25 protein-coding genes are annotated in these 25,964 nt (G+C 64.1%); 7 read left to right on the top strand and 18 right to left on the bottom strand.

The genetic code is table 11. From position 1 onward, the window contains the following. Nucleotides 1–3 precede the first annotated feature (3 nt). The 9 genes from kdpA to ACXHGZ_RS13515 all read right to left on the bottom strand — a co-directional run bounded on the left by kdpA (nucleotide 4) and on the right by ACXHGZ_RS13515 (nucleotide 7,797). Nucleotides 4–1,698 (bottom strand): potassium-transporting ATPase subunit KdpA, encoded by a 1,695-nt coding sequence (gene kdpA, locus ACXHGZ_RS13475; protein WP_324812264.1) that lies wholly within the window; start codon nucleotides 1,696–1,698, stop codon nucleotides 4–6. Between the two features lie 9 nt (nucleotides 1,699–1,707). Further along, entirely contained in the window at nucleotides 1,708–1,797 is a 90-nt protein-coding gene (gene kdpF / locus ACXHGZ_RS13480; RefSeq protein WP_224456305.1) for a K(+)-transporting ATPase subunit F, read from the bottom strand. Nucleotides 1,798–2,093: 296 nt separating this feature from the next. Continuing rightward, nucleotides 2,094–3,146 (bottom strand): AI-2E family transporter, encoded by a 1,053-nt coding sequence (locus ACXHGZ_RS13485; RefSeq protein WP_480464055.1) that lies wholly within the window; start codon nucleotides 3,144–3,146, stop codon nucleotides 2,094–2,096. A gap of 13 nt (nucleotides 3,147–3,159) precedes the next feature. Then, nucleotides 3,160–3,942 (bottom strand): DUF4892 domain-containing protein, encoded by a 783-nt coding sequence (locus ACXHGZ_RS13490; RefSeq protein ID WP_480460254.1) that lies wholly within the window; start codon nucleotides 3,940–3,942, stop codon nucleotides 3,160–3,162. A gap of 109 nt (nucleotides 3,943–4,051) precedes the next feature. Next, the gene (locus ACXHGZ_RS13495; RefSeq protein WP_480460256.1) at nucleotides 4,052–4,906 is read right to left on the bottom strand and encodes an alpha/beta hydrolase; all 855 of its coding nucleotides are present in this window, start codon (nucleotides 4,904–4,906) and stop codon (nucleotides 4,052–4,054) included. Beyond that, the gene (locus ACXHGZ_RS13500; RefSeq protein ID WP_480460257.1) at nucleotides 4,903–5,691 is read right to left on the bottom strand and encodes an alpha/beta fold hydrolase; all 789 of its coding nucleotides are present in this window, start codon (nucleotides 5,689–5,691) and stop codon (nucleotides 4,903–4,905) included. Before ACXHGZ_RS13500 ends, ACXHGZ_RS13495 begins: the two co-directional genes overlap by 4 nt. 262 nt (nucleotides 5,692–5,953) lie before the next feature. Continuing rightward, a complete protein-coding gene (gene sixA, locus ACXHGZ_RS13505) occupies nucleotides 5,954–6,412 on the bottom strand; it encodes a phosphohistidine phosphatase SixA (protein ID WP_480460258.1) in 459 nt (152 codons plus the stop codon). Further along, nucleotides 6,409–6,756 carry a DUF4389 domain-containing protein gene (locus ACXHGZ_RS13510; RefSeq protein WP_084854681.1) on the bottom strand — a complete coding sequence of 116 codons (348 nt, stop codon included), beginning with the start codon at nucleotides 6,754–6,756 and terminating at the stop codon, nucleotides 6,409–6,411. Before ACXHGZ_RS13510 ends, sixA begins: the two co-directional genes overlap by 4 nt. A gap of 15 nt (nucleotides 6,757–6,771) precedes the next feature. Next, nucleotides 6,772–7,797: an NAD(P)H-dependent glycerol-3-phosphate dehydrogenase gene (locus tag ACXHGZ_RS13515; protein WP_480460259.1), complete on the bottom strand. Its 1,026-nt coding sequence runs from the start codon at nucleotides 7,795–7,797 to the stop codon at nucleotides 6,772–6,774. A gap of 139 nt (nucleotides 7,798–7,936) precedes the next feature. Between ACXHGZ_RS13515 and ACXHGZ_RS13520 the strand changes: the two genes are divergently transcribed. The 5 genes from ACXHGZ_RS13520 to fabB all read left to right on the top strand — a co-directional run bounded on the left by ACXHGZ_RS13520 (nucleotide 7,937) and on the right by fabB (nucleotide 14,942). Further along, nucleotides 7,937–10,090: a TonB-dependent receptor plug domain-containing protein gene (locus ACXHGZ_RS13520; RefSeq protein ID WP_480460260.1), complete on the top strand. Its 2,154-nt coding sequence runs from the start codon at nucleotides 7,937–7,939 to the stop codon at nucleotides 10,088–10,090. Next, nucleotides 10,090–10,980 carry an ABC transporter substrate-binding protein gene (locus tag ACXHGZ_RS13525; RefSeq protein WP_480460261.1) on the top strand — a complete coding sequence of 297 codons (891 nt, stop codon included), beginning with the start codon at nucleotides 10,090–10,092 and terminating at the stop codon, nucleotides 10,978–10,980. Before ACXHGZ_RS13520 ends, ACXHGZ_RS13525 begins: the two co-directional genes overlap by 1 nt. Beyond that, on the top strand, nucleotides 10,977–12,899 hold the full coding sequence (locus ACXHGZ_RS13530; protein WP_480460262.1) for an ATP-binding protein: 1,923 nt from the start codon (nucleotides 10,977–10,979) through the stop codon (nucleotides 12,897–12,899). Before ACXHGZ_RS13525 ends, ACXHGZ_RS13530 begins: the two co-directional genes overlap by 4 nt. A gap of 295 nt (nucleotides 12,900–13,194) precedes the next feature. Next, entirely contained in the window at nucleotides 13,195–13,710 is a 516-nt protein-coding gene (gene fabA, locus ACXHGZ_RS13535; RefSeq protein WP_043211383.1) for a 3-hydroxyacyl-[acyl-carrier-protein] dehydratase FabA, read from the top strand. 11 nt (nucleotides 13,711–13,721) lie between these two features. Continuing rightward, complete coding sequence (fabB, locus tag ACXHGZ_RS13540) at nucleotides 13,722–14,942, top strand: beta-ketoacyl-ACP synthase I (protein ID WP_084854676.1); 1,221 nt, start codon at nucleotides 13,722–13,724, stop codon at nucleotides 14,940–14,942. A gap of 48 nt (nucleotides 14,943–14,990) precedes the next feature. Here fabB and ACXHGZ_RS13545 read toward each other — a convergent pair whose 3' ends face one another. Next, the gene (locus ACXHGZ_RS13545) at nucleotides 14,991–15,998 is read right to left on the bottom strand and encodes an amidohydrolase family protein (protein WP_480460263.1); all 1,008 of its coding nucleotides are present in this window, start codon (nucleotides 15,996–15,998) and stop codon (nucleotides 14,991–14,993) included. 117 nt (nucleotides 15,999–16,115) lie between these two features. Between ACXHGZ_RS13545 and ACXHGZ_RS13550 the strand changes: the two genes are divergently transcribed. Then, the gene (locus ACXHGZ_RS13550) at nucleotides 16,116–16,979 is read left to right on the top strand and encodes a pirin family protein (RefSeq protein WP_480460264.1); all 864 of its coding nucleotides are present in this window, start codon (nucleotides 16,116–16,118) and stop codon (nucleotides 16,977–16,979) included. Nucleotides 16,980–17,037: 58 nt separating this feature from the next. On the opposite strand, the gene ACXHGZ_RS13555 is transcribed toward ACXHGZ_RS13550, so the two are convergent. The 4 genes from ACXHGZ_RS13555 to ACXHGZ_RS13570 all read right to left on the bottom strand — a co-directional run bounded on the left by ACXHGZ_RS13555 (nucleotide 17,038) and on the right by ACXHGZ_RS13570 (nucleotide 20,752). After that, a complete protein-coding gene (locus tag ACXHGZ_RS13555) occupies nucleotides 17,038–17,763 on the bottom strand; it encodes a dienelactone hydrolase family protein (protein ID WP_084854673.1) in 726 nt (241 codons plus the stop codon). 58 nt (nucleotides 17,764–17,821) lie between these two features. Then, complete coding sequence (htpG, locus tag ACXHGZ_RS13560) at nucleotides 17,822–19,726, bottom strand: molecular chaperone HtpG (protein WP_480460265.1); 1,905 nt, start codon at nucleotides 19,724–19,726, stop codon at nucleotides 17,822–17,824. 94 nt (nucleotides 19,727–19,820) lie between these two features. Then, nucleotides 19,821–20,279, bottom strand: a complete 459-nt coding sequence (locus ACXHGZ_RS13565; protein ID WP_480460266.1) for a PaaI family thioesterase — start codon at nucleotides 20,277–20,279, stop codon at nucleotides 19,821–19,823. Beyond that, nucleotides 20,276–20,752, bottom strand: coding sequence for a PaaI family thioesterase (locus ACXHGZ_RS13570; protein ID WP_480460267.1), 477 nt, complete (start codon nucleotides 20,750–20,752; stop codon nucleotides 20,276–20,278). The genes ACXHGZ_RS13565 and ACXHGZ_RS13570 overlap by 4 nt, the downstream gene beginning before the upstream one ends. Before the next feature lie 160 nt (nucleotides 20,753–20,912). On the opposite strand from ACXHGZ_RS13570, the gene ACXHGZ_RS13575 reads away from it, so the two are divergent. Beyond that, on the top strand, nucleotides 20,913–21,158 hold the full coding sequence (locus ACXHGZ_RS13575) for a hypothetical protein (RefSeq protein ID WP_084854669.1): 246 nt from the start codon (nucleotides 20,913–20,915) through the stop codon (nucleotides 21,156–21,158). A 66-nt stretch (nucleotides 21,159–21,224) separates the two neighbouring features. On the opposite strand, the gene ACXHGZ_RS13580 is transcribed toward ACXHGZ_RS13575, so the two are convergent. The 4 genes from ACXHGZ_RS13580 to sucC all read right to left on the bottom strand — a co-directional run bounded on the left by ACXHGZ_RS13580 (nucleotide 21,225) and on the right by sucC (nucleotide 25,892). Next, a complete protein-coding gene (locus ACXHGZ_RS13580; protein ID WP_480460268.1) occupies nucleotides 21,225–21,974 on the bottom strand; it encodes a DUF599 domain-containing protein in 750 nt (249 codons plus the stop codon). Nucleotides 21,975–22,153: 179 nt separating this feature from the next. Beyond that, on the bottom strand, nucleotides 22,154–23,467 hold the full coding sequence (gene brnQ / locus ACXHGZ_RS13585) for a branched-chain amino acid transport system II carrier protein (protein ID WP_480460269.1): 1,314 nt from the start codon (nucleotides 23,465–23,467) through the stop codon (nucleotides 22,154–22,156). Between the two features lie 374 nt (nucleotides 23,468–23,841). Next, nucleotides 23,842–24,726 (bottom strand): succinate--CoA ligase subunit alpha, encoded by an 885-nt coding sequence (sucD, locus tag ACXHGZ_RS13590; RefSeq protein WP_084854666.1) that lies wholly within the window; start codon nucleotides 24,724–24,726, stop codon nucleotides 23,842–23,844. Then, the gene (gene sucC, locus ACXHGZ_RS13595; RefSeq protein ID WP_011534748.1) at nucleotides 24,726–25,892 is read right to left on the bottom strand and encodes an ADP-forming succinate--CoA ligase subunit beta; all 1,167 of its coding nucleotides are present in this window, start codon (nucleotides 25,890–25,892) and stop codon (nucleotides 24,726–24,728) included. The genes sucD and sucC overlap by 1 nt, the downstream gene beginning before the upstream one ends. Between the last annotated feature and the right edge of the window lie 72 nt (nucleotides 25,893–25,964).

Raw genomic sequence — 25,964 nt, forward strand, 5'->3', positions numbered from 1 at the left:
TCCTCAGAAACCCAGGCTCAGGTATTCGGCGATCGGCCCCAGGGCCAGGGTCGGCAGAAAGGTCAGGCCACCGACCAGCAGGATGGTCACCAGCAGCAGGACGGTGAACAGCGGGCCATGGGTGGGGAAGCTGTTCAAGCCTTGGGGGGCGCGCTGCTTCGCCGCCAGGCTGCCCGCCAGCGCCAGCACCGGCAGGATGTAGCCGAAGCGGCCGAGGAGCATGGCCAGGCCGATCATCAGGTTGTGGTACGGGGTGTTGGCGCCGAAGCCGGCGAACGCCGAGCCGTTGTTGGCCGTGCCCGAGGTGTAGGCATAGAGCAACTGGCTGAAGCCGTGGGGGCCCGGGTTGGTCACCGCACCAGCAGGGCCTGGCAGGCTGGCGGCGAGAGCACCGAGCACCAGCACACCGACCGGCATCACCAACAAGGTCGCCACCAGCAGTTGCACCTCCCGCGCCTGGAGTTTCTTGCCCAGGTACTCCGGCGTGCGCCCGATCATCAGGCCCGCCAGGAACACGGCGACCAGCACGAACAGCAACATGCCGTACAGGCCAGCCCCCACGCCGCCGAAGATCACCTCGCCCACCATCATGTTGACCATGGCTACCATGCCGGTCAGGGGGTTGAGGCTGTCATGCATGGCATTGACCGAACCGTTGGAGGCAGCCGTGGTGGTGACCGTCCACAGCACCGAGGCGGTCGTGCCGAAGCGGCTCTCCTTGCCTTCCAGCGGTGCGGCTTGTTGCACCTGGGCGCTTTGCAGGGCCGGGTTGGGCTGTTGCTCGGACCACAGCGCCGCAGCACCGCCGATCAGGAACAAGCCGAGCATGCAGGCGAGGATGGCGCGGCTCTGGCGCAGGTCCTTGACGTAGTGGCCGAACGTGAACACCAGCGCTGCTGGAATGAGGATGATCGAGGCCACCTCGAACAGGTTGCTCCAGGCCGTGGGGTTCTCGAAGGGGTGGGCGGAGTTGACGCCGAAGAAGCCACCACCGTTGGTGCCCAGTTGCTTGATGGCGACCTGGCTGGCGGCCGGGCCCAGGGGGATGGTCTGGTCGGCGCCTTGCAGGGTCAGGGCATGGGTGTAGTCGGCGAAGGTCTGCGGCACGCCCTGCCATACCAGCAGCAGGGCCAGCACCAGGCACAGCGGCAGCAGCACGTAGAGGGTGGCGCGCGTCAGGTCCACCCAGAAGTTGCCCACCGTGGTGGCCGAACGCCGGGCGATGCCCCGGCACAAGGCGACCAGCACAGCCAGGCCGGTGGCAGCACTGACGAAGTTCTGCACGGTCAGGCCGATCATCTGGCTCAGGTAGCTGACCGAGGCCTCGCCGCTATAGGCCTGCCAATTGGTGTTGGTCATGAAGCTCACGGCAGTGTTGAACGCCAGCGACCACTCCTGGCCCGCCAGGTGTTGCGGGTTGAGCGGCAGGCTGCCCTGCAGCAGCAGTACCGCAAACAGGATCACGAAGCCCACCAGGTTGAACGCCAGCAGCGCCAAGGTGTACTGCTTCCAGGTCTGTTCCTGCTCGGCACGTACGCCAGCCAGGCGGTAGCACCCCCGCTCCACCGGCCCGAGCACCGGTGACAGCCAGGTCCGCCGGCCTTCCATGACCCTGAAGCAGAACCGCCCAAGCCAAGGCGCCGGCAGAAGCACGATGGCGAAGAATGCCGCCAGCAAGACATAGTCGTAACTGTGCATGGCCGCTCCCTAACCGCGATCGGCGCGCAGCAGCGCCACCAGCAGGTAAACCGCCAACGCCACTGCCAAGAGCAGCGACACCCCATCGAGCATGTTCATGTGCGAATCTCCCGTTCCACGGCTTGGGCCGCTTTAGGGAAATTGTCCGAGTCAGGGGCGTAAAGGGGCGAGATCGGGGGGTGGGTCAGGGCATAAAGAGTGCGTAAAGATCAGCTGTTTTCGGTGCCTGAACCGGCCCAATCGCGGGACAAGTAGGTGCGGCCTTGTGCCGCGAAAGGGCCGCAAGGCGGCCCCAGTTGTCGTGGCGTTATCGATGAAATCCTGGGGCCGCCGCGCGGCCCTTTCGCGGCGCGAGGCCGCTCCTACAAGGGAACCGCGTGGGGCTATCGTTATGGCTACGCCTGCGGGGGCTGCTGCCCGGCGTTGCGGCTCCAGTCCAGCAGCAGGCTGTAGCCCACGGCCAGCAAGGTCGGGCCGATGAACAGGCCGATGAAGCCGAAGGCGATCAACCCACCGAACACCCCGAGCAGCACGATCACCAACGGCAGGTTGCCGCCGCGGCTGATCAGATAGGGCTTGAGCACGTTGTCCACGCCACTGATGATGAAGGTGCCCCACAAGCCGAGGAACACCGCCATGCCGTACTCGCCCTTCCACACCAGCCAGCCGGTGGCAGGTATCCAGGCCAGCGGCGGCCCCATGGGGATCAGGCTGAGCATGAAGGTGACCAGCCCCAGCACGATGGCGCCCGGTACGCCGGCGATCAGGAAACCGATCATGGCCAGCAGGCCCTGGGCGGCGGCGGTGCCGATCACGCCGTTGACCACACGCTGCACGGTCCCGGCCACCAGGTCCAGGTAGTACTCGGCGCGCTCGCCCATCAGCCGCTGCAGCAGACGCAGGACGAAGGCCGCCAGGCGTGGCCCATCGCGGTAGAAGAAGAACACGAACACCAGGCTCAGGGTCAGCTCGAGTACGCCGCTGCCGATCTGCGCGCTGCGTGCCAGCAACCAGTTGCCCACCTGGCCCAGGTGCGGCTTGACCGACGCCAGCAGCGCAGCGCCCTGTTGGTCCAGGGACGCCCACCAAGCCACCAGGCGTTCACCCACGAAGGGCATGTTGCCCAGCCAGGCCGGCGCATCGGGCAGGCCATCGACCTGCACGTCGCGCACGAAAGCGGTGGCGTCGCGGATGTGGTCGGCCAGGTTGAAGCCCAGCCACACCAGGGGCAAGGCCACCAGCAGAATCCACACGGCGGTGAGCAGGCCCGCAGCGAGGGTTTCCCGCCCACCCAGGGCCCGCGTGAGCAGGCGCATCAACGGCCAGCTGGCAAAGGCCAGGATCGCGCCCCACAGCAACGCCGAGATGAACGGTGCCATGACCCACAGGCCGGCGCCGAGCAAAGCCAGGAGAAGGATCTGGATCAACAGCCGGTCATTGTTGGCCATCATGGCACTCCGCTCAACGGATCAATTCCAGGTGCAGCCCATCGGTGGTGGCAGTGCCCACCTCCAGGCGCGCGGCGCGCACGCCAGCCTGCACTAGTTGCTCGCGCCAGGCTTCGGCCTGGGCGCCACTGAGGCTGGCGCGCAAGGTGCTGTCCAGGTTCAGGCTGCGCCCGAGCAAGGCCACCCACGCCGGTTGCGGCGCGGCCAGGTCAGGGTAGTCCAGCTTGCCGGTGTCGCGCAGCTCGCGCAGCACCGTGGCCGGGGTCGGCAGCAGCTCGCCCAGCGGGCTGGCGGAGACGAACTCCTCGACATGCAGATAGGCGCGGCGGTTGCCCCGGGTGACGCTGTAGAGTGAGACCAGGGTGTCGGCCTCGTCGGCAGAGCGGCGCAGGAGGATGAACGCCTGCTGCTCGTCGCCGCCGTTGAGCCGGGCGTTGGCGAACACCTCGTTGGCCCATAGGCTGGCCTCGCCGCAATCGCGGCCCTGGCACCAGAACAGCGGGTAGCCGCCATCGCGCTGCAGGGCTTCGCGGGCGCTGGTGAAGGCTTCACGGGCAGTGCGCTCCACGGGCAGCTCATAGGTGACGGAGCTCACCTGCCCGCGGCTTTCGACTTTTTCCTCGACCCGCAACCGGCCGCTGATCTTGCGCAGCGGGCCCATGGGGTAGACCCGTTCCTGCTCCACGGCCGGCCGCTGGTCGACCACCTTGGCGTCCACCGGCACCGGCAGGCTGCCCGCCCACGAAAACGGGCTGGCCAGGCCCAGGCATGCGGCGATAAGAATACGTGCGCTCATCGGCCACCCTTCTCGCCCAGGGCGCCGGTGAAACTGTCCAGGATGTCTGGCATGTGCATGGTTGTCTCCCTGTTCAACCCGCCAAGCCTCGACACTTGTCCGGTGCAAGTCAAGAAAAGCCGAAGAAGCGATTGAAACAGTCTGCAACAAGGGTTGCACCCTGTTCGTCGTTCAGGTGCAGGTGATGGCCACCGGGCAAGGTGACCTGCTCGAAGGGTAGCTGCTCCAGCAAGGCCGTGTGGCGGGCGAGCATGCCGTCGGCAGCCACCACCAGGCAGGCCGGGCATGCGACTCGCTGGACGAAGGCCATGGCCTGGGCGTCGTTCAGGCGCATCGGCGATGGCAGGGTCAGGCGGCTGTCGCTGCGCCAGCTGTAGCCACCCGGGACCGGCATCAGGCCACGCTGGGCGAGCAGCTCGGCGGCTTCGCGGCTGACCGCGACCATGCCCTTCATGCGCGCCTGCACACCCTCCTCCAGGGTCGCATACACCGACTTGCGCTTGCCGTCCAGGCGCAGCTGCGCCTGCAGGGCCATGCCCAGGCGTTCGGCAGCGTCCTGTTCACGCCCGGTGGGCGGCACCACGCCGTCGATCAGCGCCAGGTGACTGACTCGGTCTGGCAAGGCGCCGGCCAACTGCACCGAAATGATCGCCCCCAAAGAGTGCCCAAGCAGGCCAAAGCGCTGCCAGCCCAACTGCTCGGCCACCCGCAGCACGTCATGGGCGTAGTCGGTCAAGGCGTAGCCGGCGCCTTGGGGGCGGTGTTCGGAATACCCATGCCCGGCCAGGTCCAGGGCGACGATGCGCAGGCCTTTCAAGCGCGGCGCCAGGCGGATGAAGCTGTTGGCGTTGTCCAGCCAGCCATGCAGGGCGATCACCGGCAGGCCATCGGCCGGGCCGAACAGGTGCGCGGCCAGCTCGATGTGGCCCAGGGCGAGGCGGACCTCCTCGACCTGTGTGTTCATGGGCGGCTCCAGCGGTCGAACAGGCCCTTGAGCAGGCTGGCGGTATCACCCGGGCGCTCCAGCGGGAACATGTGCCCGCCCGGGATGCTGTGGTACTCACCCTTGGGCAGGGTACGTACGGCCAGGGCATGGTGCCGGCGGATCACCCCGCTGTGATCGCCCCGCACCATGGCCAAAGGCACCTGCAACCGGCGCGCGGGCGCCGGGCTAACATGGGGAATGCTGCGGTAGATGCGGATTTCGGTGTCCGGGTCGAAGCAAAGGCGCAACCCCTCCTCGGTCGCCTGCAGGCCATGCTCGAGGTACGCCTCCAGGCACTCGGGATCGAAGTGGCGGAACAGGGTCTTGCTGGCGAAGTAGGCCCGGGCGCTGTCACGATCGGGAAAGGCCTCGCGTCGCCCCAGGGTGCGCCCAGCCGGCGTGATGCGGTCGATGAAACCAAAACGCTTGGCCGCACGGATCAACCACTGGTCGGCACGGGTCAGCACCGGGGAGTCGAGCATCACCACGCCACGGTAGTACTGCGGGCAGCGTAATGCCGCATGCAGGTGCAGCACCCCGCCCAGGGAATGGCCGACGCCCCACACCGGCTGCTCTTGCCGAGCAAGGTGGTGCAGCAGTCCATCGACCAGGTTCTGCCAGTTGTCGTCGACCGGGAAGCGCGGGTCATGGGCATGCTGGGCCAGGTGCTTGACCTGATAGTCCGGCGCCAGGGCGGCGAACAGCTTGCCGTAGGTGGCCGAGGGGAAGCCGTTGGCGTGGGCGAAGAAGATCTGCTGCGACATGACGGCCGGGTCTGCGTGGAAAATGAGCGTTCATTTTCGGCAAGGGGCACAAGGGCGGCAACGTTCGGAAAAGTCATCCGAGACGGCGATCAGGCCACTCGCGGACCTTTATGGCACTTGAGGCCCTTGTGTGCTGATTCGTCTGTTATTTAAGGTGGTCAGGGTAGGCCTTGAGACGGGTGCTGCCCGAAAGATCGAGCGCCGCGCGGGCGGCGCTCGATCTGACAAGCACCGAGGCGCTTTAGATGTACAGCATGACCACTCACCCCGCGTGATGCAGCCCCCGCAAGGTCATCAACCCCGCCAGCGGCCAATCCCCTTCGAGCTCCGCCAGGCTGGCGGTGCTCATGGGCGCCGGTTGCTGGCCATGGCCATGCTCCAGCATGCCCACCAGGTTGCCCACCAAGGGTTGGTGGCTCACCAGCAGCACATGCTCCAGGCCCAGCTTGTCCAGCTCGCTGATCACCTCGCCGGCAGCGCTGTCAGGGGTCAGCCAGGAAACCGTGCGCACCGGTTCGGCGAACCCGAGCGCATCGTGTACCAGCGCCGCCGTCTGCTGGGCCCGCACGTAGGGGCTGGCGATGATCGCATCCAATGGCTGCCCCAACAGGCGCGCAGCGCTGCGCACGACCTGCTCGCGCCCGTGGGCGGTCAGGCGCCGCTCGGCATCGGTGTTGGCCCGCGGCTCGGCCTCGCCATGGCGCAGCACCCAGAGCTTCACAGCTTGGGCTCCTCGTCACGCACCGGGTGGGCGGCCGCGGCCACTTCATGGGGTGGCTCGCCCTCCGGGGCGCGAGGCGCTGGCCAGTCGGCGAACGGCCAGGGCTTCTGGTCGCTGTGGAAGGTGCCGAAGCGACCGATCTGCGCCAGGTATTGGCTGAGGCTGTCGCCGAAGTTCATCAGGCTGCCGTTGGGCGCGCCATAGACCAGGCGGTAGATCAGCTGCACCAGCACCAGGCCGCCCAGCAGCAGCTGGGCCACGTGCCAAACCAACAGGAATACCAGCATCCACAGCACCCGCAGGATGATCGATTCGCGCTCGGCGCGGTTTACAGGGTCATTCATGGATTGGCTCCGGGGTCAGTTGAAACCGCTGATGGAAATGAAATCGACGTCGGTCTTGGGTTCGGCACGCATCAGGTGCTCGATCACCTGGTTCAGGGTACGCCCTTCGAACAGGATCGCATGCAGCCCGGCCACCAGCGGCATGTACACCTGAACCTCCTGGGCCTTGGCCTTGAGCACTTTGAGCGTGTTGACGCCCTCGGCCACCTCGCCCAGGCGGCTGACCGCCTGCTCCAGGCTCAGGCCCTGGCCCAGGGCGTGGCCAACCTGGTAGTTGCGGCTTTTGGGCGAGGAGCAGGTGACGATCAGGTCGCCGACGCCGGCAAGGCCCAGGAAGGTCATGGGGTTGGCGCCCTGGCTCACCGCGAAGCGGGTCATCTCGGCCAGGGCACGGGTGATCAGCATGCTCTTGGTGTTCTCACCCATGCCCAAGGCCACGGCCATGCCAGCGATGATCGCGTAGACGTTCTTCAGCGCCCCACCCAGCTCGACACCGAAGCGGTCGGCGCTGGCGTACACGCGGAAGGTGCGCCCGTGCAACACGGCCTGGACCCGCTGGCAGAGGTCTTCATCCTCGCTCGCCACGACGGTGGCGGTCAGGGCGTGCTCGGCGATCTCGCGTGCCAGGTTCGGCCCCGAGAGCACGCCGATGCGGGCCTGGGGAGCGATCTCTTCGAGGATCTGGCTCATCAGCTTGAAGCTTTGCGCCTCGATGCCCTTGGTCAGGCTCACCAGGCCCTTGCCGCGCAGCAGTTGGGCATGGGGCGCCAACACGCTGCGCAGGGCGCTGGACGGCAGGGCGACGAAGATCAGGTCGCAAGCCTGCAGGGTGACCAGCAGGTCATTGACCGGCTCGACCCCGTCATGCAGGCGGATGCCCTTGAGGTAGCGCGGATTCTCGCGATTGACGCGCATGGCCTCGGCCTGCTCCGGGTCACGCATCCATTGGCGCACCGGCACGCCATTCTCCGCCAGCAGGTTCGCCACGGCGGTGCCAAAGCTGCCGCCTCCCAGAACTGCAACAGGTTGCTGTTCAGTCATATCCAATCCGTTAAAGCCAATAAGTTAAGTGGCGACCGAGGCATTATACGGTGCGTATGCGACAGGGCCAGTGTCAGAGCTGTCGCAAACAGGTCATGGGCAGCATAGAGCACTGGCAAAACCCAAACGGTCGGTTAACATGCCTGTTTCATCCCCGAAACAAGGCCGTACCGTGTTCCCTGGCACGCCACCCTTCCCGCGCCTGTTGTTGCTGACTGCCCTCGTGGGCGGCCCGGCCGTGGCCGACGACATGTTCCTCGACAACCAGGACCTGCCCCAGGTTCTGACCGCAACCCGCCTCAAACAATCCCCGGCGGCCGTACCCGGCAGCATGACGGTGCTCGACGCCGAGCTGATCCGCGCCAGCGGTGCGCGCGATATCCCCGAACTGATGCGCCTGGTGCCCGGCATGATGGTCGGCTACGGCGCCGGCAACCAGCCGACGGTCAATTACCACGGCAGCAACGTCAGCGATGCCCGGCGCATGCAGGTGCTGATCGATGGCCGCTCGGTGTACCGCGCGGGCCTGGCCACGGTGGACTGGAGCGACATCCCGCTGGCCATCGAGGACATCGAGCGCATCGAGGTGTTCCGCGGCCCCAATACCGTCAGCTATGGCGCCAATGCGTTGATGGCGGTGGTGAACATCCTCACCCGCAATCCGGCCGACAGCCACGGCACCCGGCTTAAGGTGACCCGTGGCCAGGATGGCATCAATGACTATTACGCCAGCCAGGGCTTTGGCTGGGAAGGCGGTGACATGCGCCTGTCGCTGTCAGGCATGCAGGATGATGGCTTCGATTCGGACCAGTTCGGCAACGACTACCGTGACAGCCGTCGCCTGAACCGCTTCAACCTCAGTGCCAGCCACAACCTGGCCATGAACCAGACCCTGGAGTGGCAACTGGCGGCCAAGGAAGGCAGCAACCAGCGCCCGTACACCTACCAGCCGGTGTTTCGCAACACCCTCACCGGTGACAATGCCGACGTCAACGCCAAGGACTACGCAGGCTCGATACGCTGGAACATCGACTTCAACCCCGAGCACAGCTTCTATATCCAGAGCTCGGCCCAGCATTTCGAGCGCGAGCAGGTCTGGCGCGCCTGTGATGCCGCGCTGGCGTTCAGCCCGCAGATGACGCGGATGTGGCAACTGGACCCGAATTTCGCCGAACGCGTGGCGCGCAACATCAACAAGGGCAAGGACAGCCTGCCCACCACGAGCGACCCGGTGCTCAACGACCTGCTCGACCAGGTCCAGAATGAATGGAGCAACGGTGCCAGCGACACCGTCTGCGGCGATGTCGACCAAAGTACCCGCGAAAGCCGCTTCGACCTGGAGATCCAGGACACCCTGAGCCTGACCGAAAACCTGCGTCTGCTCAGCGGCATGAACTACCGTTACGACCGGGCCGACTCGCAGACCTACTTCAACGGCAGCCTGGACGACCAGACCTGGCGCCTGTTCGGCCAACTGGAATGGCGCGCGAACGAACACTGGATCGTCCAGGGCGGTGCGATGTTCGAAGACTCGCGGCTTTCCGGCAGTTCACTGACGCCACGCATGGCCGTCAACTACCTGATCACCCCACGCCATGGATTGCGCGCGGTGTATTCCGAGGCCGTGCGTTCGCCGGACATGTTCGAGAACAATGTCAACTGGAGCTACACGGTCGACAACCTCAGCAACAACATCTACGGGTTCAACAGCGGCGAATATTTCGTCAAGACCCGTGGCCCGGGCAACCTCGACCAGGAACGCATGCGCTCGCGCGAGCTGGGCTACAACGGCAACTTCAGCGACATCGACCTGAGCATGGATGTGAAGCTGTTCTACGACGAGATCACCGGAATGATCAGCGAGCCGTTGCGCAACAACCAGTACATCGCCAGCAATGCCAACAAGGCCCGTTTCAGTGGTAGCGAGGCGCAACTGGACTGGCGCCCGACCCTGCACGACCGCCTGCGCCTGACCTACGCCTACGTCGACGCTTGGGCCAGCAACCCCAACGACCGCCGCCTCAGCGCGCGCAACAGCGGTTCGGCCGGCTGGATGCGCGATTGGGGCGAGGGCTGGTCGAGCGCCCTCTTCTACTACGGCGACGACGCCCTCAACGGCTACCGCTACGAGCGCATGGACCTGCGCCTGGCCAAGCGCTTTCGCTTCCAGGGCACCAGCCTCGAGCTGGCTGCACTGTGGCAGCAACGCCTGGACGACGAGCCGGTCACCCTCGAACAGAACCGCTACGACAGCCGCCATCGCCTGAGTGTCAGCGCGGAGCTCGAGTTCTGATGCGCCTGTTGCTGCGCCTGTTGCTGTTCTGCCTCTGGCCGCTGGGCACGGTATCGGCCAGTGAGGTGCTGCTGGTCGGGGCCAGCGACCAACCGGGCATCCGCAGCTTCGTCAGCGCCCTGCAAACTCACCGCCCGCAGGACCAGGTGCACTTCAAGGCCGTGGCGGATCTGCCGCGGCCCGGCCAGTTGAAGGCCGGCGTACGTCTGGTGCTGCTCGATGTCGCGGCCCTGGAGTGGCGCCTGGGCGAGGCTGCGGGGCCGCCTGCCCTGGCCCTGAGGGTCAGCCGTGTACAGGCCGAACAACGCCTGGGAAAGTCGCGGCCGGCGTACCTCTGCCTGTTGTGGAGCGACCCACCGCCCGCTCGGCAGTTGCGCCTGGTTCGTTACCTGCTGCCCCAGGCACGCCGGGTCGGTGTGCTGTATGGCGAGCACAGCCGCTTCCTGCTTGACGAGCTGCGCCTGGCAGCCCGTCCGCTGGGCCTGGAGATCGTCGCCCAGGACTGGCCGGACCCACGTGACAGCCGGCCCCTGCAACGCCTGCTGGGTAACAGCGACGTCCTGCTGGGGATCGACGACCCGGACCTGTACAACTCCAAGACCGCCAAGAACGTCCTGCTCAGCACCTATGGCCGGCAGATGGCGCTGGTAGGCCCGAATGCCGGCTTCGTCCGCGCCGGTGCCCTGGCCAGTACCTTCAGCGACCAGGACGACTGGCTGGCCGTGCTCGATCAGTTGCTCGACCGCCCTCCAGCCAGTTGGCCACGCAGCCACTACCCCGCGCACTATGGGGTGACCGGCAACCAGCAGGTGGCGCGAGCCCTGGGCCTTGAGCCGATCGACGCCGAGGCCGCAGCCGTGGTGCTGGCCGAAGGAGAACCCCTGCCATGAGTAACCGCCTGAGCTGGGACATCCATACCCGCACCCAGATGATCAGCCTGGGCCCTGCCCTGCTGCTCACCTTGCTGCTGATCAGTTTCTTCACCTTCGTACGTATCCAGGACTTGCGCCAGGAGCTCAACCATACCGGCCAGCTGATCGCCAACCAGCTGGCGCCCGCTTCGGAGTATGGCGTGATCTCCGGCAACAACGAGGTGCTGGAGAGCCTGATGCGGGCCACGCTGAGCATTCCCCACGTGCGTTTTCTGGAAGTCCAGGACAGCCGCAACCATATCCTGGTGTACGTCGAGCAGAACGGCGAGAACATCAACCGAGCCCAGCGTGTGGAAGTGTTCCAGGCGCCGATCCGCCTGCAGCAGATCCGCCTGGACAACGACTTCCTGCAAGAGGGCAACACGCCCGTCCCAAGCGTCGGCGACGACTACCTGGGCCGCGTCATCGTCGGCATGTCAGACGACGCATTCAGCCAGCGCCAGCAGGAAATCGTCACCAAGGCGGGCATCCTGGCCTTGTTCGCCCTGCTGTTCACCTTTCTCCTCGCGCGGCGCCTGGCCATGAGCCTGGCCAAGCCGATCAGCGACATGGGGCATGCGGTCAAGGCCATCCAGAAGGGTGAATTCAACGTGCCGTTGCCGGTGGTCGACGACAGTGAACTGGGTCACCTGGCTCGCCACATCAACAACCTGGCCAGCGCCCTGGACCAAGCCAGCGCCGAACAGAAGCAGGCCATCGCCCAGCTGACCCAGGCCCGCGAAGAGGCCGAGCAGGCCAACCGGGCCAAGTCGGACTTCCTGGCGATGATGAGCCACGAACTGCGTACCCCCATGAACGGCGTGCTGGGCATGCTGCAGCTGCTCGAGACCACCCAGCTGACCAGCGAGCAGGCCGACTACACCGCAGTGGCCAGCGAATCGACCGGCCACCTGCTCAAGGTGATCAACGACATCCTCGATTTCTCGCGCATCGAGCGCACCGCCGTGGAGCTGGAGCAGATCGGCTTCAACCTCGGCGAGCTGGTCGCCAATTGCGTGCAGTCGTTCCAGCACAGTGCCCAGCAGCGCGGGCTGGACCTGCGCCTGCAACTGCTGCCAGGGATCGACCGGTTGCAGGTCACCGGCGACCCGACCCGGATCCGCCAGATCCTGCTGAACCTGATCGGCAACGCCTTGAAGTTCACCGAACAAGGCCAGGTGGAGGTGGACGCCCGCTGGCACATGCTCGACCCGCAGCTGGCGTGGTTCACCTGTGCAGTACGCGACACCGGCATCGGCATCGACAGCGACCGGCTGGAAATGATGTTCGTGGCGTTCCAGCAGGCCGACAGTTCGATTTCCCGGCGCTATGGCGGTACCGGCCTGGGCCTGGCGATCGCGCGCACCCTGGCCGAACGCATGGGTGGGCAACTGCGTGGTGAAAGCCGCGAGGGCCTGGGTTCGACCTTCACCCTGGAAATCCCCCTGCCCCTGGCCTCGCCCTCGGCAGCCCTGCCCAGCACCAGCACGGAGCGCCAGACGCCACTGCAAGGCGGACGCATCCTGCTGGTGGAGGACAACCCGGTCAACCAGAGCGTCATCGATGCCATGCTGCGCAGCCTGGGCTTCGATGTCAGCATCGCCAGCGATGGTGCCCAGGCGGTGGACCAGGTCGCCCAGCAGTCATTCGCCGCCGTCCTGATGGACTGCCGCCTGCCTGTGGTGGACGGCTATGAGGCCACCCGGCGTATTCGGCTGCTGCCGGATACCGCACAGCTGCCGATCATCGCCCTGACCGCCAACGCGTTGCAGGGCGATCGCGAGCGGTGCCTGGCCGCGGGCATGAACGACTACCTGAGCAAGCCGTTCAAACGCACGGAATTGCAGCAGGTGCTGCAACACTGGTTGTCCGGCCGGACAGCCGCCACTGGCGATTAGCGCGCAAATGCGTCAGTCTAGGGGAAATAGGGGCCCGGGCGAGGCTCGTTCGATGTCATGGAGGGGGTCGCCTGGCGACGCAAGCATCGGAATTCGCGCCCTGGCCACTAGACAGGACCTGCCCAGGCCCTGAAAATAAGCGTTTCAGTGCACACCTGTACTTCTTTGCCAGGTGCGCTGTGACTTTCACCACAACGCAATAGTCTACTTGTAGGCTGCCGCCCCGGACTCAACGCACGCCGGGCCGGCCGGGAAGATTCAGCCCCAGCCGCACGGGGATTATTGAGGAGCTCGCATGACCAAACAAAACGCCTTTACTCGGGAAGATTTGCTGCGCTGCAGTCGCGGTGAGCTGTTCGGCCCAGGTAATGCGCAACTGCCCGCCCCGAACATGCTGATGGTCGATCGCATCACCCATATCAGCGCCGAAGGCGGCAAGTACGGCAAAGGTGAATTGGTCGCCGAGCTGGATATCAATCCGGACCTGTGGTTCTTCGCCTGCCACTTCGAAGGCGATCCGGTCATGCCGGGCTGCCTGGGCCTGGACGCCATGTGGCAGCTGGTCGGCTTCTTCCTCGGCTGGCAGGGCCTGCCGGGCCGTGGCCGCGCCCTGGGCTCGGGCGAAGTGAAATTCTTCGGCCAGGTACTGCCGTCGGCTCAGAAGGTCACCTACAACATTCACATCAAGCGCGTCCTGAAGGGCAAGCTGAACATGGCCATCGCCGATGGTTCGGTCAGCGTCGACGGTCGCGAGATCTACACCGCCGAAGGCCTGCGGGTCGGCGTGTTCACCTCCACTGACAATTTCTAAGGGTTATTCGCATGCGCCGCGTCGTTATCACTGGTCTGGGCATCGTATCGTGCCTGGGCAATGACAAAGCTACCGTCACCGAAAACCTGCGCAACAGCCGTCCGGGTATCCGTTACAACCCGGAATACAAGGAAATGGGGCTGCGTAGCCAGGTTTCCGGTTCCATCGACCTCAACCTCGAAGAGCTGATCGACCGCAAGGTCTATCGCTTCGTCGGCCACGCCGCTGCCTATGCCTACCTGGCGATGCAGGACGCGATCAAGGACGCCGGCCTGACCGAGGAGCAAGTCTCCAACCCGCGTACCGGCCTGGTGGCAGGTTCCGGCGGTGCCTCCACCCTGAACCAGATGGAAGCCCTGGACACCCTGCGCGAGAAAGGCGTCAAGCGCGTCGGCCCGTACCGCGTCACCCGCACCATGGGCAGCACTGTATCGGCGTGCCTGGCCACCCCGTTCAAGATCAAGGGCATCAACTACTCGATCTCGTCGGCCTGCGCCACTTCGGCACACTGCATCGGCACCGCCCTGGAGCAGATCCAGTGGGGCAAACAGGACATCGTCTTCGCCGGCGGCGGTGAAGAAGAGCACTGGAGCCAGTCGTTCCTGTTCGATGCCATGGGCGCCCTGTCGACCAAGCGCAACGAAACCCCTGAACTGGCTTCGCGCGCCTACGACGCCGACCGTGATGGCTTCGTCATCGCAGGCGGCGGCGGCATGGTGGTGGTCGAGGAGCTGGAACACGCCTTGGCCCGTGGCGCCAAGATCTACGCCGAAATCGTTGGCTACGGCGCGACGTCCGACGGCTACGACATGGTCGCTCCGAGCGGCGAAGGCGCGATCCGCTGCATGCAGCAGGCGCTGTCCACCGTCGACACCCCGATCGACTACCTGAACACCCACGGCACCTCCACCCCGGTCGGCGACGTCGCCGAGATCAAGGGCGTGCGTGAAGTGTTCGGCGACAAGGCACCGAAGATCAGCTCGACCAAGAGCCTGTCGGGCCACTCGCTGGGCGCCGCGGGCGTGCACGAGGCGATCTACTGCCTGCTGATGATGGAAAACAACTTCATCGCCGGCTCCGCCAACATCGACGAGCTGGACCCGGAGGTCGCCGACCTGCCGATCCTGCGCAAGACCGAAGAAAACGCCAAGATCGATACGGTCATGAGCAACAGCTTCGGCTTCGGTGGCACCAACGCCACCCTGGTGCTCAAACGCTGGACCGGCAAGTAACAGCTGACGCTGCCGTAACGAAAACGCCCCGACTGGTTCGGGGCGTTTTCATTTGTGCGCCCCAGGCAATACGCTGAGGAAGTTCTCCCGCGCCACCTTGCCGGCCACCTCGTCAGGCAGCGCATCCAGGAACGGGTCGAAGCCCTTCATCTGCTCGCCGAGGCTGGAGAAGCGCCCCACCACATCGGAGCCGAGCATGAAGCGCTCGGGGAAGCGCTCGACCAGCGCCAGCCACGCCTTGCGCGGTTTGCCATGCTCATCGAGCAGGTAAGGCTCGCGCATGCTCCAGGACAGGTCGATATACAGGTTCGGGTAGGTCTCCAGCAGCCGGGTGACCACAGGCAGAAGGAATTTCATCTGCGTCTGGTGCCGGTGGATCTCCATGCTGGTACCGGCATGGGCCCAGATGAAGCGGGTATGCGGATGGTCGCGCAGCGGCTGCTCGATCTCAGCCAAGTAGAGCGGGTTGCGTTCGCGCTTGGAGGTAATGTTGGAGTGGATCAGCACCGGCAGGTCGTGCTCGGCGGCCAGGTGATAGATGCGGGTCATGGCCTCGTTATTGGCCCGTGGGGTATCGCCGCTGGTCAAGGCGGTCAGGTCGTCGTGGCGGGTGAACACCTCGCCGATGCCCTGCCACAGGCCGGGATAGAGTGCGAGCATTCGCTCGACATGATGCACGGCATTCTTGTCCACCGGGTTGAAGCCACTGATGAACGGGTGAAAGCGCCGCCGCTGCTCGGCCGGCAGTTTCTCCAGCGCCGCGGCCACATAGAGATCGGTGGCGCTGTACCAGTAGGCTTCGGCGTCGTCGCCTGCGTAGTAGCGGGGGCGCTTGGGCTCGTCCTCGTGCCATTTCTTGGCCACCGGAATACCGGAAATCATCGACTGGTCGATGCCTGCCGCATCCATCGCCTGGAGCAATGCCGGCATGCCTTCGCTTTCCTGGAAGAAATCGACGTAGTGCAGGTGAGCGTCGCTGTAGCGGTAATCGCGAGCCTGCGCCGCCAGGCACAACCCTCCCGACAACAGCAAGCAAGTCAGCGCTCTGACAATCATGGGCAATGTCCTTTTCGGGCGTACGAAAACAGTAGACCGACAGGTAAGCCAGGCGGTTCAGCGCTGCGCCCCAACCCGCTATGCTAGGGACATCCGTTGCCTGCCTGGAGCCCTGCCATGAGCCGCCCCCTGGTCATCCACCCACGCGCCGAATCGGTCGAGGGCCAGCCCATCCTGCGCCCGCTGCCGTCGGCCCAGTGCCGTAGCGTCGGCCCCTTCGTGTTCTTCGATCACATGCTGGAAACCGACTACGCCCCCGGCAACGGCATGGACATCCGCCAGCACCCGCATATCGGCCTGTCGACCCTGACCTACCTGTTCGAAGGCCAGATCCTGCACAAGGACAGCCTGGGCTCCGAGCAGCGCGTACTGCCCGGCGACGTGAGCTGGATGACCGCAGGCAGCGGCGTGGCCCATGTCGAACGTACGCCGGCCGATGCCTTCGCCGCCGGCTCGCGCCTGCACGGTCTGCAGGTCTGGCTGGCTTCACCCAGGGCGCTCGAGCAAGGGCCTGCGAGCTACAGCCATCACCCGGCAGCCAGCCTGCCGGTCAGCGACAGCCTGGGCGTGCGCATCTGCATGATTGCCGGCCAAGGCTTTTGCCTGCAATCCCCGGTACCGGTGCTCTCCCCTACCCTGTATGCCCTGGTGCAGATGCAGGCGGCGACCACGCTGACGGTGCCCACCGAACATGCCCAGCGTGCCTTGTACCTGCTCGATGGCGAACTGCTGGTGGGAGAAGACGAGGTCGAGCCCTGCAATCTGCTGGTGCTGCCGGAAGGCGAGGAAGTGACACTGTACGCGCAAGGCGAATGCCAGCTGGTGTTGATCGGTGGTGCGCCGCTGGACGGGCCGCGGCGGATGAACTGGAACTTCGTGGCCAGCGACCCGGAGTTGATCGAGCAGGCCCGAGCCAGATGGGCTGCGGGAGATTGGCCCAAGGTACCGGGGGAGACCTCGCGGATCGAACTGCCGCGCTAGGCGCGACAACAAGCCGCCTTCATCGCGGTCCGACTTGCCCCGCGATGAAGGTAACGCACTACTTCTGGAACACTTCATCCAGCAGGTTGAACATCGCCCGGAAGGCGCGCTCGGACGTGCGCCGGTCATACTGCATCTTGCCTGGCACATTGGCCGCAGGGTCGGTGAACGAATGCACCGCGCCGCCGTAGCTCAGCAGCTGCCAGTCCACCTTGGCAGCGTTCATCTCGTCCTCGAACGCCGGCAACTGCTCCTTGGGCACCAGCGGGTCGGACGCACCATGCAGCACCAGCACCGAGCCCTTGATGCGCTTGGCATCTGCCGGGTTCGGCGTATCCAGGGTGCCGTGGAACGAGACCGCTGCCTGCAGGTCGGCACCGGTACGGGCCAGCTCCAGGGCACAGCAACCGCCGAAGCAGAAGCCGAAGGTCGCGACCTTGCCCGGAGCCAGCAATGCCTTGGACTGCCCCAACAGCTGCGCCAGGGCCTCTTCCATGCGCTTGCGCAGCTCGGCGCGGTCGTTCTTGAGCGGCATCATCGCCGCCCCGGCCTCGTCCGCATTCGAAGGCCGCAGCGACTGCCCGTACAGGTCGGCGATCAACACCACGTAGCCCTGGCTGGCGACTTCCTTGGCGATCCGCTCGGCGCCCTCACCGATGCCCATCCAGTTCGGCGCCATCACCAGGCCCGGCTGCGGCAATGCACCTGGCGCGTAGACCAGGCGACTCTCGTAGGCCTTGCCGGCCAGGTGATAGACCAGCGACTCGACGATTACCTTGCTCATCAAACTCCTCCTTGCACCATGAAAAAAGCCCGCCGAAGCGGGCTTTCCTTGCATCAACTCAAGCAGACAACTCGACAAGCAGCTTGTTCAAGCGACGAACGTAGGCCGCCGGGTCCTTCAGGCTGTCGCCGGCCGCCAGGGCCGCCTGGTCGAACAGGATGTGCGACAGCTCCGCGAAGCGGTCCTCGCTCTGTTCGTTGTCCAGTTTCTCGATCAGCGGGTGGCCCGGGTTGAACTCGAAGATCGGCTTGGATTCAGGCACCTTCTGGCCGCTGGCCTCGAGGATCTGGCGCATCTGCAGGCCCAGGTCCTGTTCACCGATGGCCAGGATCGCCGGCGAGTCGGTCAGGCGGTGCGAGACGCGTACCTCGGCGACGCTGTCACCCAAGGCAGTCTTCAGGCGCTCGACCAGGCCTTCCTTCTCCTTGGCGACTTCTTCCTGGGCCCTCTTGTCTTCCTCCGAATCCAGGGCACCGAGGTCCAGGTCACCACGGGCGACGTCGACGAAGGCCTTGCCATCGAACTCGTTGAGGTAGCTCATCAGCCACTCGTCGATGCGGTCGGTCAGCAGCAGGACCTCGATGCCTTTCTTGCGGAAGACTTCCAGGTGCGGGCTGTTCTTGACCTGAGCATAGGACTCGCCGGTCAGGTAATAGATCTTGTCCTGGCCTTCCTTGGCGCGAGCCAGGTAGTCGGCCAGGGCAACGCTCTGCTCGCCGCTGTCGTCGGAGGTCGAGGCGAAGCGCAACAGGCCTGCGATCTTCTCCTTGTTGGCGAAGTCCTCGGCCGGGCCTTCCTTCATCACCTGGCCGAAGTTCTTCCAGAAGCCCTTGTACTGCTCCGGCTCGTTCTTGGCCAATTTTTCCAGCATGTCCAGCACACGCTTGGTCAGGGCCGACTTCATCGAATCGATGATCGGGTCCTTCTGCAGGATCTCGCGGGAAACGTTCAGCGAAAGGTCGTTGGAGTCGACCACACCCTTGATGAAGCGCAGGTACAGCGGCAGGAACGATTCGGCCTGGTCCATGATGAACACGCGCTGCACGTACAGCTTCAGGCCGCGTGGCGCTTCGCGCTGGTACAGGTCGAACGGCGCACGGGCCGGCACGTACAGCAGCGAGTTGTATTCAAGCTTGCCTTCGACCTTGTTGTGGCTCCAGGCCAGCGGGTTCTCGAAGTCATGACCGATGTGCTTGTAGAACTCCTGGTATTCCTCGTCCTTGATCTCGGTACGCGGACGGGTCCACAGGGCGCTGGCGCGGTTGACGGTCTCCCATTCCTCGGCTGGCTGCTCCTCGCCTTCTGCGACAGCCTGTTCCTTGGGCAGCTGGATCGGCAGGGCGATGTGGTCGGAGTACTTCTTGACCACGTTGCGCAGGCGCCAGCCGTCGGCGAACTCTTCCTCGCCTTTTTTCAGGTGCAGGACGATGCGGGTACCGCGCTGTGGTTTCTCGACGGTGGCGACTTCGAATTCGCCCTCGCCCTTGGACGACCAGTGCACGCCCTCGGCGGCCGGCAAGCCGGCGCGGCGGCTGAAGACATCGACCTTGTCGGCGACGATGAACGCCGAATAGAAGCCGACGCCGAACTGGCCGATCAGGTGCGAGTCTTTCTTCTGGTCACCGGTCAGGTTCTTCATGAAGTCGGCAGTACCGGACTTGGCGATGGTGCCCAGGTGGGTGATGACGTCCTCGCGACTCATGCCGATGCCGTTATCCTCGAGGGTCACGGTGCCGGCGTCCTTGTCGAAGCTCACGCGGATCTTCAGGTCGGCATCATTCTCGAACAGCTCCGGCTTGGCCAAGGCCTCGAAACGCAGCTTGTCGGCGGCGTCGGAGGCGTTGGAGATCAGCTCGCGCAGGAAGATCTCCTTGTTCGAATACAGCGAATGGATCATGAGGTGCAGCAGCTGCTTCACCTCGGTCTGGAAGCCCAGGGTTTCCTTTTGAGTTTCCACACTCATGGTCTTCAACACTCCGATCTGATGGCAGTTGTCGCCTTGCGCCCTGTCAGGCTGCTTTCGGCGGCGGATGTCCAGCAGATGGGGGCAGCACGGACTATTTCAAGGGCTTTTCCGGTTCGATCTTGAAATGCGCCCGTGCCGTGGCGATCGGCGACGCAGGGTCGGCCTGCCAGGCGGTAATGGCGACATTGGTCACCCGCCGCCCCTGGCGCCACAGCTGGCAGCGGGCGAAGGTGTCACGGTAATGGCCGGCGCGCAGGTAATCGATGGAAAAATCGATGATCTTGGGAATGCTCGCACTTTCGCTGTAGATGAGCAGGTACAACGCCGCCGAAAGCTCCATGAAGCCTGCGATCACCCCGCCATGGATCGCTGGCAGCAGCGGGTTGCCGATATTGTCTGGGTTCGCCGGTAGGCGAAACAGCAGGTCGTCGTTCTCACGCGCGCATTCGATGCCGATCAGCCCGGCGTAGGGAATCAACGCCAGCAACGGCTCGTAGTCGCCTACCGCATGCGCTTCATTGAGGCGCTGGCGAACGTCCCGGGGAATCATGGGCGGCCCTCCTTGAGCGTATTGCCGAAGCGGATGCCGCCCTTGATGTCCTGGCCCAGGCGCATGAAGGTGCCAACCACATGGCAGATCGGCTGGGCCGGGTCGTCCTGGTAGGCCGTACCGCGAGTGAAGATCACGTCCCGGGTCACTCGGTAGCATTGGGCATGGCCATATATAGGCTTGCCGGCTTGTGCCGGGTGCATGTAGTCGATGCGCAGATCGAGGGTCGGGCACACTTCGAACGTGGGCAACACGCAGAGCGTGGCCATGCCACAGGTGGTATCCATCAAGGTGGTCAGGGCACCGCCATGCACCGCGCCCGTTTGCGGATTACCTACGATCGACGGCGACCAGGGCAGTACCAGCGTAATGCCTTCGCTATTGGCATGATGCACCTGCATCTGCAAGCGCTGGCAATGTTTCAATGCCGAAAGAAAGCGCTCGGCCATGGCCATCAGGTCGTTATCAGACATGGGCAACCTTATCTTTTCGTGAAGATGTTCACTCTGCACAAATTCAGTGAAAAGTCTATCTAGATCCGCTCGCGATATATCTGTAATCTTCGCGGAACTAATTCCGCTTACTTGAGCTCAAATGGAACAAGTAAGTTATTCCACAAGGAGAGACACCCCCATGCGTAAACCTTTTGCTTTTGCCCTGATGCTGGCCGCTGCCATGGGCCTGGCCGCTTGTGACAAGGCGAACGAAGAGAAAGCTCCGGAAACCAAGACCGAGCAAGCCGCTCCTGAAGCCGCTCCTGCTGCTCCGGCTCCAGAAGCTGCCCCGGCTGCTCCTGCTCCGGAAGCTGCTCCTGCTACTCCGGCTCCAGAAGCCACTCCTGCTCCGGAAGCCGCCCCAAGCGAGCCAGCCAAGCAGTAAGCAACACCCACAAAAAACCCGGCGATCGCCGGGTTTTTTTATGCCTGGCCTTTTTAATAAAACGTTTCAGCTTATGCCGGTGACGTTGTCCTTGCCCGCCTCCGCCGGCGCACTTTCGGTTGGCGTGAAGACCATGACGTCCAGCACGTCGGAATGGAATTCACGGCGATACAGAATGCACACCACCCCCACACTCATGGCCATGAACAACCATGGGCTGATGAACCAGCTCAGCATCGCCATGCCGAAATAATAGGAACGCAGGCCGAAGTTGAACTGGTTCGCCGCCAGCGACAGTACACGCGCGGCACGGGAAGCAAATGCCTTGCGTTCCAATTCATTGACCAGGCGCTCGCCGATCATCGGCGCCGACCCGACCAACACCGCTGCAAAGTTGTATTGACGCATGCACCAGCTGAACGTGAAGAACGCATACACGAACACCATTGCCAGGCACAGCAGTTTGAGCTCGGAAACACCTTGCGACGCCTCCTGCACCAACGGCAGGTCAGCCAGCAATGACAGCGCACGATCAGAGGCGCCCAGCACCGTCAGGATGCCCGCCAGGATGATCAGGGTGCTCGAGGCGAAGAACGACGCGTTGCGCTCCAGGTTGCCGATCACGCTGGCATCGGCGATGCGGTTGTCGCGCAGCAACATGCGTCGCATCCAGTCTTCCCGGTACAAGTGCAGTACGCTGGCCAGGCAGGCCGTGTCGCGGCCCTTCCAGATGGCGTAGCGGGTGTAGCCGCCCCAGCACAGGGCGAACCAGCAGATGGCGAGCACATTGCTCAGGTTGCTTTGGATGAAGTTCATGCAGGTTCCTATCGTTCAGGCACGGTGAATGATATAGACCGGCTTTCGACGCCCAGGGCCGGGAAAAGGCACGCACCGGAAATAAAAAACCCCGTGTCCGGGTGGACACGGGGTCAGGGTTTCAACCAAGGCTGGCGCCCTCGGGCTTGTGGCCGGCACCAGCAGTTGGCGTCAACACATCAGGCCAACGCCTCGCGCGGCTTGCCCAGCATGCGGTCGCATGCCACGGCCAGGCCCAGGGTGACCACCGAAGGCACCAGCCAGGCCAGGCCCTGGTCGCTCAGCGGCAGGTGTGCCATGGCGTCCGGCAGCATGTGTGCCAGGCTGCTGCCCTTGATCGCGTCGACCAGGCCAAACAGCAGCGATACCAGCATCACCGGTGCCAGGATACGCACGGGCGAGTTCCACAGCTCCTTGACGAAGCTCAGGCCCACGACAACGATGCACGGCGGGTAGATGGCCGTCAGCACCGGGATCGAGAACATGATCAGCTTGGTCAGGCCCAGGTTGGAGATCAACAGCGAGAAGCCAGCCAGAATCACCACCAGCGCGCGGTACGACAGCGGCAGGATCTGGCTGAAGTACTCGGCACAGGCGCAGGTCAGGCCCACGGCGGTGACCAGACAGGCCAGGGCGATCAGTACCGCGAGGAAGCCGCTGCCCAGCGAACCGAAGGTGTGCTGCACGTAGGCATGCAGGACGGCCGCGCCATTGGAAGCACCCATGGCGATGTCATGGCTGCCCGCGCCCAGGCGGAACAGGCTGATATACACCAACGCCAGGCCGACACCGGCGATCAGGCCGGCGATGATAGCGTAGCGGGTGATCAGCTTCGGCGACTCGACACCGCGCGAGCGGATGGCGTTGACGATGACGATACCGAATACCAGGGCACCCAGGGTGTCCATGGTCAGGTAGCCGTTGACGAAGCCTTGGGAGAACGGTGCGGCCACGTATTGCGGCTGCGCCTCGCCGATGGTGCCGGCCGGCAGCGCGAACGCGGCGATGCCGAGCACCGCCAGGGCGATGATCTTCAGCGGCGCGAGGAAGCGGCCGACAGTGTCGAGCAGCTTGGTCGGGTACATCGACACGGCCAGTACCACGGCGAAATACACCAGGCTATAGATGAACAGCGCCAACGGGCTTTCACCGGTCAGCGGTGCCACGCCCACTTCGAACGACACGGTAGCGGTGCGCGGAGTCGCGAACAGCGGGCCTACCGAGAGGTAGCACACAGCCGCCAGCAGGCCGCCGAAGAACTTGCCGATCGGGCTGCTCAGCGCGTCCATGCCGCCGCCCACCTTGGCCAGGGCGACCACGGTGATGACCGGCAGGCCGACTGCGGTGACCAGAAAGCCCAGGGCCGCCATCCATACATGCGGGCCGGACTGCAGGCCTACGATGGGCGGGAAGATGATATTGCCGGCGCCGACGAACAATGCGAACGTCATAAAGCCAAGTGCCAGGATATCCTGGCCTTTTAACACTTTCATTTAAGGAAGTACCACACTGCTGAAATCGGGATTCGTGAGGGGATTTCCCCATGGGTGAGGGAAATGCTGCCCGGCTTGGTGAGCCAGACCCGTTTAGCGTGTCGTTCCCTTTTGGGGGACGGGCACAGAGTGAGGGCGTAGGTTAACCGTTTTACCCGGCAAACGCACTGGGACAGACGTGCTTGTCCGATGTGCGTATGTTCTTGTCGTCTGGGTGACTCTGTACAGCGGCTATTCTCACCGGAGCATCGACCAGCGTCTGTCAGAAAATACCTATCAAACCCATCGAAAAAATCGTTGCCAGCACCTGCCCTGAAAACACAAAGGCCACCCGAAGGTGGCCTTTGTGTTGCGTGGGGGGTATTGCGTGTTACTTACTTCTTGATTTCCCAGCCGGTCAGCTCGGCCAGGGCCTTGCCGATGTCAGCCAGGGAACGCACGGTCTTGACACCGGCGTCTTGCAGGGCGGCGAACTTCTCGTCCGCAGTGCCCTTGCCACCCGAAATGATGGCGCCAGCGTGGCCCATGCGCTTGCCCGCAGGTGCGGTAACACCGGCGATGTAGGAAACGACAGGCTTGGTCACGTTGGCCTTGATGAAGGCCGCGGCTTCTTCTTCGGCCGAACCGCCGATCTCACCGATCATGACGATCGCTTCGGTCTGCGGGTCTTCCTGGAACAACTTCAGGATGTCGATGAAGTTGGAGCCCGGGATCGGGTCACCGCCGATACCGACGCAGGTCGACTGGCCGAAGCCGGCGTCGGTGGTCTGCTTGACCGCTTCGTAGGTCAGGGTGCCGGAGCGGGAAACGATACCGACCTTGCCCGGCAGGTGGATGTGGCCTGGCATGATGCCGATCTTGCACTCGCCCGGGGTGATGACACCTGGGCAGTTAGGGCCGATCAGGCGTACGCCCAGCTCGTCGCACTTGACCTTGGCGTCCAGCATGTCGAGGGTAGGAATACCCTCGGTGATGCAGACGATCAGCTTGATGCCACCGAAGGCCGCTTCCAGGATCGAGTCCTTGCAGAATGGAGCCGGAACGTAGATCACCGAAGCTTCGGCGCCGGTCGCCTCGACGGCTTCCTTGACGGTGTTGAACACCGGCAGGCCCAGGTGGGTGGTGCCACCCTTGCCTGGGGTTACGCCGCCGACCATCTTGGTGCCATAGGCGATGGCTTGTTCGGAGTGGAAAGTACCCTGCGAGCCGGTGAAGCCCTGGCAGATGACCTTGGTGTCTTTATTGATCAGGACGCTCATTACTTGCCCTCCGCAGCTTTGACAACTTGTTGAGCAGCGTCGGTCAGGCTGGTTGCCGCAATGATGTTCAAACCGCTTTCTGCCAGTACTTTAGCGCCCAGTTCGGCGTTGTTGCCTTCGAGGCGAACGACGACCGGAACCTTGACGCCGACTTCCTTCACTGCACCGATGATGCCTTCGGCAATCATGTCGCAGCGAACGATACCGCCGAAGATGTTGACCAGAACGGCCGCGACATTGCTGTCGGACAGGATGATCTTGAACGCTTCGGTCACACGCTCCTTGGTAGCGCCACCGCCAACGTCGAGGAAGTTGGCCGGCTTGCCGCCGTGCAGGTTGACGATGTCCATGGTACCCATGGCCAGGCCGGCACCGTTGACCATGCAGCCGATGTTGCCTTCCAGCGCCACGTAGTTCAGTTCGAACTTGGCGGCGTGAGCTTCGCGGGCGTCGTCCTGGGAAGGATCGTGGAAGGTTTTCAGCTTAGGCTGACGGTACATGGCGTTGGCGTCGATGTTGATCTTGGCATCGAGGCAGTGGAGGTCGCCGTCGGCCTTGATGACCAGCGGGTTGACTTCCAGCAGGGCCAGGTCGTGGTCCTTGAACAGCTTGGCCAGGCCTACGAAGATCTTGGCGAACTGTTGAACCTGCTTGCCTTCCAGGCCCAGCTGGAATGCCAGCTCACGACCCTGGAACGGCTGGGCGCCGACCAGCGGGTCGATGGTAGCCTTGAGGATCTTCTCGGGAGTTTCGTGAGCGACCTTCTCGATGTCCACGCCACCTTCGGTGGAGGCCATGAACACGATACGACGGCTCGAACGATCGACTACAGCGCCCAGGTACAGTTCCTTGGCGATGTCAGTGCAGGATTCGACCAGGATCTTGGAGACTGGCTGACCATTGGCGTCGGTCTGGTAGGTAACCAGGTTCTTGCCCAGCCACTGCGCAGCGAACGCCTTGGCGTCTTCTTTGCTGCGAACCAGCTTGACGCCGCCCGCTTTACCGCGACCACCGGCGTGGACCTGGGCTTTTACCACCCACTCCGAGCCGCCGATCTTGTCGCAGGCTTCTGCAGCTTGCTCAGGGGTATCGACTGCGAAACCCTTGGAAACTGGCAGGCCGTATTCAGCGAACAGCTGTTTACCCTGATACTCGTGAAGATTCATGCTTTTTACCGTCTTCGTTAGGTACTGCGCTTCGGCGCTGCGCCATTTCTGGCGCCGCGCCACCTGTGACCG

The organism is Pseudomonas shiyinii, assembly GCF_056725765.1.